At 65.6% G+C, this 3801-nt stretch carries 5 protein-coding genes and 2 pseudogenes; all 7 read left to right on the plus strand.

What is annotated here, in order from left to right; all coding sequences use genetic code 11:
- Positions 1–753: pseudogene (locus tag RMO40_RS24540) on the plus strand (hypothetical protein); the annotation flags it as partial.
- Positions 750–1352: a hypothetical protein gene (locus tag RMO40_RS24545; RefSeq protein ID WP_309726427.1), complete on the plus strand. Its 603-nt coding sequence runs from the start codon at positions 750–752 to the stop codon at positions 1350–1352. The pseudogene RMO40_RS24540 and the gene RMO40_RS24545, both read left to right, overlap by 4 nt.
- The gene (locus tag RMO40_RS24550) at positions 1349–2128 is read left to right on the plus strand and encodes an SH3 domain-containing protein (protein ID WP_309726429.1); all 780 of its coding nucleotides are present in this window, start codon (positions 1349–1351) and stop codon (positions 2126–2128) included. The genes RMO40_RS24545 and RMO40_RS24550 overlap by 4 nt, the downstream gene beginning before the upstream one ends.
- Before the next feature lie 21 nt (positions 2129–2149).
- Positions 2150–2824 carry an outer membrane beta-barrel domain-containing protein gene (locus RMO40_RS24555; RefSeq protein WP_309726430.1) on the plus strand — a complete coding sequence of 225 codons (675 nt, stop codon included), beginning with the start codon at positions 2150–2152 and terminating at the stop codon, positions 2822–2824.
- A gap of 10 nt (positions 2825–2834) precedes the next feature.
- Positions 2835–3356, plus strand: coding sequence for a redoxin domain-containing protein (locus RMO40_RS24560; protein WP_309726432.1), 522 nt, complete (start codon positions 2835–2837; stop codon positions 3354–3356).
- Positions 3357–3358: 2 nt separating this feature from the next.
- Positions 3359–3598: a DUF4266 domain-containing protein gene (locus RMO40_RS24565; protein ID WP_309726435.1), complete on the plus strand. Its 240-nt coding sequence runs from the start codon at positions 3359–3361 to the stop codon at positions 3596–3598.
- Positions 3585–3801: pseudogene (locus tag RMO40_RS24570) on the plus strand (hypothetical protein); the annotation flags it as partial. The gene RMO40_RS24565 and the pseudogene RMO40_RS24570, both read left to right, overlap by 14 nt.

The following is a 3801-nucleotide window of genomic DNA, read 5'->3' on the forward strand; positions in this document are numbered from 1 at the left end:
ACCGGCTGCCACGCCGACTCGGCCGCGCTCGACCTGCGTGGCACGACGTCCGGCACCGGCCGCGTGACGTCCTATGAAGAGCTGATGCTCGGTGACCCCGTCATCGATGCAACCACGGGCCTGCCGCAAATCCGCCTGGAGAACGGCGTGCCCATGATCGTGCGTGGCGCAGCGCTGGTCGAAGCCAGCTCCGGCGCTGCCAACTCGGCCGGCATCGCCCGCAAGAGCCGCCTGACCGAAATCCTGTTCGGCGAAACCTTGCTCGCCAGCGCCGGCGCCCGTACCGAGTACCCGACGCCAACGATCAACCACGCCACGATGCTCAATGCCGCTGAAAAGCGTGTGCTGGTCGTGTGGATGGACCTGGGCGGCCAGTACTACAACGACCCGTTCGACCCGGCTGGCGGCGTGCGCTCGGTCAATGGGCTGAGCGAGTCGGCATTCGAGACCACGATCCACCCGATCCTGCGCTCGACCTGCGCGGCCAGCTGCCACCAGGCCGTGGGCAGCGACGAAGGCACCCCCACGGGCACCGCCTTCCGCGACAATCGCTTCGTGCTGACGGGCAGCGCCGAGGGTGATTTCAACGTGACCTTGTCGATGATCTCCGACACCTGCGTCGCCAGCTCGAACTACCTGCTCAGCAGGCCGTCGACGGCGCCGCACCCGCTGGGTGGCACGGCGGCGGTGTTGCCGGTGGGCAGCACGGCCTACAACACCATCGCGGCCTGGATTGCCACGGGATGCCGATGACGCAAGAGCAAGTTTCAACGCGGCCCGCGCCCACGCTCCTCAAGTGGGCAGGTGTGTGCGCCGCGGTGCTCGGCCTGGGCACGGGGTGCGGGGGCGGCAGCCCGCTCGGCAACCCACCCAATGTGAACAACGAAGAGGCGCGCGGCGGGCAAAGCCTGTCGTTCGCCTACTTCCAGCGCTGCATCAACCCCATCTTCATCGCGCAGTTGCCCATCCCGGGCACCGCCACCACCAACACCTGTGCCGGCTCCGGCTGCCATGAGAACGCGGCGGGCACGGGCGGCGCCTTCCGGGTCATCGCCTCGGCCGCGGTGGTCGACCTGGCCAACCCGGCCAACACCGCCGACGTGATCCGCGGCACGGACATGTACAAGAATTTCTACTCGTCTCAGGGCGAGGTGGTTTTCACCGCCATCTCCCAGAGTCGCCTCATCTCCAAGCCGCTGGTGCGCAACGTGCTGCACGGCGGAGGCTTGATCTTCGAGTCTGACCTCGACACCAATGTCAGGCTGCTGATGTACTGGATGACGCACCCCGCGCCGGTGGGGCAGAGCGAGTTCAGCTACGACCCGGCCCCAGGGGCGTGTCCCACCCAATGAGCTTTCTGTTCGCGGGTCTGACTGTGTTGCGCAAGGTCATGTTCTCGGGCGCCCTGTTTCTGGGCGCTGGCTTGGCTGTGGCACCCGCCCAGGCGGCCGATGCGCCGCTTGAGCGACTGAAAGTGGCCGACCCTTACCTCGAGGTACGCACCGGGCCGGGCCGTGGCTTCCCGGTGTTCCATGTGGTCGAGCGCGAAGACTGGATCGAGATCGAGTCGCGCCACACCGACTGGTTCAAGGTGCGCACGGCCAAGGGCACGGTGGGCTGGGTGGTTCGCCAGCAACTGGAGCGCACCCTCACCGAAGCTGGCCGCGTGAAGACCTTTCGCGACGTGCTGCTCGACGACTACCTCGCCCGCAAGCTCGAGATGGGCGCGGGTTGGGGCCGCTTCAAGAAAGAGCCGCTGCTCAAGGTCTGGACCGGCTACCGCGTCTCCGACACGCTGTCGTTCGAAGCCACCATCGGCCAGGTGCAGGGTGTGTTTTCCGGCACCGACTTCTGGCACATCAACCTCAACTCCGAGCCCTGGTCGCACCGCCGCCTGTCGCCGTTTCTCGGCATCGGCGTGGGCAAGTTCAAGAACATCCCGAATGCCAGTCTGGTGGGCGCACAAACGACCAACGTCAACATGGCCAACGCCGCTGTCGGCCTGCGCTACCACGTCACCGACCGTTTTGTGGCCCGCGTCGACTACACCTTCTACACCGCCTTCCTTGGCGAAACCCGTGTGGGCGAGTACCGGGCGGTCGCGGCCGGCATATCGTTCTTCTTCTGACGGGCTCTAACGGACGACCCCATGCACATCAAGCCATTTGCCTACCTGCTGCTGATCGCTGCCCTCGTGGCTGCGGCCACGGGCGCCCGCGCGGCTGACGAAAAAGACACGAAGGATCAGAAGCCGGCCAACGAGCAAGTGATCGTGCCGCAGGTCGACCGGCGCAATGTCAAGGTGCCCAAGATCCCGTCGAACGACTTCGAGCTCGGCCTGTTTGCCGGCACCTATTCCACCCAGAACTTCGGCTCCAACTCGGTGAGCGGCGTGCGCCTGGGTTACCACGTGACCGAAGACTTCTTCGTCGAAGGCACTTACGGCCAGACCAAGGTCAGCGACGAAGCCTTCCGCCAGATCCTGCCGGGCGGCATCTTCATTTCAGCCGAAGAAAAGCTCAAGTACTACAACCTGTCGATTGGCTACAACGTGCTGCCCGGCGAGGTGTTCATCGGGCGCAACTGGGCCAAGACCTCGGCGCTCTACATCATTGGCGGCATCGGCAACACCAGCCTGCGCATCGGCTTTGACAACCAGCGCAAGCAGACTTTCAACTTCGGATTCGGCGCGCGCGTGTTCCTGGCCGACTGGGCCGCGCTGCAGGTGGACATGCGCAACCACATGTTCGAACTCGACCTGCTCGGCAAACGCGAGCGAACCCAGAACCTCGAGATGACCCTGGGTGCAACCTTCTTCTTCTGACAGGTGCTTCATGACGACCTCGCAAACCTTTTTCTCCCTGCACGCCATGCGCGCCGCTGTGGGCATGCTGCTGGCGGCCACCGCCACGCTGGCGAGCGCAGTGGCCACCGTGGGCACCGCCGCCCCTGACTTCACCCTGCGCACCCTGAGCGGCAGCAACATGCGCCTGCAAGAGCAGCGTGGCCAGGTGGTGCTGGTCAACTTCTGGGCCACCTGGTGCGGCCCGTGCCGCAAGGAAATGCCGCACCTGAATCGCATCGCCGACAAGTACAAGAGCTCGGGCCTGGTGCTGATGGGCGTGAACGTCGACGACAACGTGAAAAACGCCGCCGACCTGTCGGCCAAGCTGGGCGTCAACTTCCCCGTGCTGCTCGACACGGACAAGAAGGTGAGCCGCCTGTACGACCTCAACAGCATGCCCTCGACCATGGTCATCGACCGCAGCGGCAAGGTGCGCTTCGTGCATCGTGGCTACCAAGACGGCTACGAAGACCTGTACGACAAGCAGATCCGCGACCTGCTGAAGGAATGAACATGCCGCAGCTTCTGTCATCAGCCCGTCTCGCAGCGCTCGCAGCTTGCGTGCTGTTGCTGTCGGGGTGCGGCAGCATCGAGCCGTGGGTGAAGCCGTATGAACGCGAGCGCCTGGCCTCGCCGATCATGCAGTTCTCGCGCAACGGCATGTCCGACAAGCACTACGAGCATGTGCGCGAAGTGCGTGAGGGCGGCCGGGGTGCCACAGGCGTGCAAGGGGGCGGCTGTGGCTGCAACTGAAGCGCGCCCGCTCTGGCGGCGCTCGGTGGTGCATGCCTGGCGCGCCCTGTTGCGCCTGCTGGCCGCGCTGCGCCGCAACCGCGTGCATGCTGCCGGCCTGATCGGCGGAGCGCTCGCCACGGGTGTGGCCCATGCGGCACCGACCTTGCCCGATGACCGCGCCGACGCGATGTACCACGTCTACGACGGCGGCGGCCTCAAGG

Origin of the sequence: Rhizobacter sp. (genome assembly GCF_031412075.1) — a bacterium.
In the GTDB taxonomy this organism is placed as follows: domain Bacteria; phylum Pseudomonadota; class Gammaproteobacteria; order Burkholderiales; family Burkholderiaceae_C; genus Rhizobacter.